Below are 1,676 nucleotides of genomic sequence, written 5' to 3' on the forward strand. Positions count from 1 at the left end.
GGCCACCATGCTTTTGACATTTCCGGATCACTATGTGCTTATGTACGCCTGCTTCAAGATCGGTGTAATCGTGGCACCCCTTGACCTGCGCCTTAAAGAGAACGAAGTGGTCCGCGACCTGGACAAGATCGAACCCAAGGCGTTCTTCTTTCTTGGCCCCACCCCGGCCCGCGACTTCCGGGTAGTCGGCGAAACGGTGCGCGACCGCTGCGGCTATGTCCGCCACCTGGTCCAGTTCTCTCCGGCCCCGCAGCCCGGCGAGATCATCAACGGCGCCGTCTCCGTGGCCGAGTTCATGGACCCGGTTAAGATCAAGGAGCTACAGGAAAAAGACCGGCAGACCGGGGAACTGGCCCGGGCTTATACCCGGATTACTCCGCAGACGCCGGCTTTGATCATCTACACCACCGGGACCACCGGGGAGCCGAAGCCGGCAGTCCTGACCCACGAGAACATCATCGCACAGAACGAAATCCTGGCCCGGGGCATCGGCCTGCGGGAAGAGGAGTATAGAATGGTGATTAACCTGCCCCCGAGCCATGTGGCGGGGACGAGCGAAGCCCCGATGACTACGTTTTACGCGGGCGGCACGGGGATTATGCTTCGGGTGTTCGATCCGCGCCAGACCCTCGATGCCGCCGCGAAGTACCGTGCCACCATCCTCGGGATGATCCCCACGCAATACCGCATGCTCTGGGCTGTGCCGGATTACGACAGTTTTGACCTCAGCAGCGTCAAAAGCGCCATCTACGCCGGGTCGGCCGTGGATGTGCCTTTCCTGGAGCGGCTGAGCAAGATGGCGCCCCATTTCGGCACCGGGCTGGGCATGACCGAGAACGCCGGCTTTGCCACCTTTACCCCGCCGGACATCTCCGTGGAAGAGATGGCGGGACAGGTGGGGCGGCCCTTCCCGGACGTGGCCGAGGTCACCGTGCGCGCGCCCATGCGCGAGGACGGGACCGCAGGCGAGGAACTGCCGGACGGGGAGATCGGCGAGATCTGCTACCATCCGCCCATCGTTTTTCCCGGCTACTTCAACCAGCCGGAAGAGACGGCTAAGGCCATCTCCAGGGAGGGCATTCTTTATACCGGGGACCTGGGTTACTTTAAAAATATGGGTTCCTACCGCGCTCTCTACCTCTCCGGCCGCCGCAAGTTCGTGATCAAGCAGAAAGGCTACAACGTCTTTCCCGACGAGGTGCAGGCACATATCGCCACCTACCCCGGCGTGGCCGTGGCCGAGGTGGTCGGCGTACCGCATCGCCTCTTTGATGAAGGGATCTTTGCTTTTGTGCAGCCCAAACCGGGCGTCGAGCTGACCGCCGCGGAGATCATGGAGCATTGCCGGAACATCGCCTCTTACAAGCGGCCGCAGCATGTCGAGATCTGGCCTGCGGATAAAATGATGCCGCTGACCAGGCTAGGCAAGGTGGATAAAATTCAGCTCCAGAACATAGCCCGGGAGACCGCGGAGGAACTCAGGCAGCAAGGCCTCTGGGATGCGGAGTGATAGTTGCAATAAACCGCTGGTGCTTAACCGGCGGTTTTTCTTTAAGGCAATGACATTACTTTTCCCTGGGAGGATGGTGCTAAATGGCGGGGAATAGCAAGAACATGACAATGGATAAAGCGACGGCAGAAAATTTCTACTCAAACTTTTGGAAAAGGCATCAGTA

General features: G+C 59.8%; 1 protein-coding gene. It reads left to right on the top strand.

Going from position 1 to position 1,676, the window contains the following annotated elements; genetic code table 11:
- On the top strand, positions 1-1,510 hold a 1,510-nt coding region (locus tag ACE4YL_RS06975; RefSeq protein WP_461369424.1), incomplete at its 5' end, for a class I adenylate-forming enzyme family protein.
- Positions 1,511-1,676: the final 166 nt, after the last annotated feature.

This window comes from Candidatus Darwinibacter acetoxidans, from assembly GCF_041936445.1.
Taxonomy (GTDB): domain Bacteria; phylum Bacillota; class Limnochordia; order Darwinibacteriales; family Darwinibacteriaceae; genus DTU010.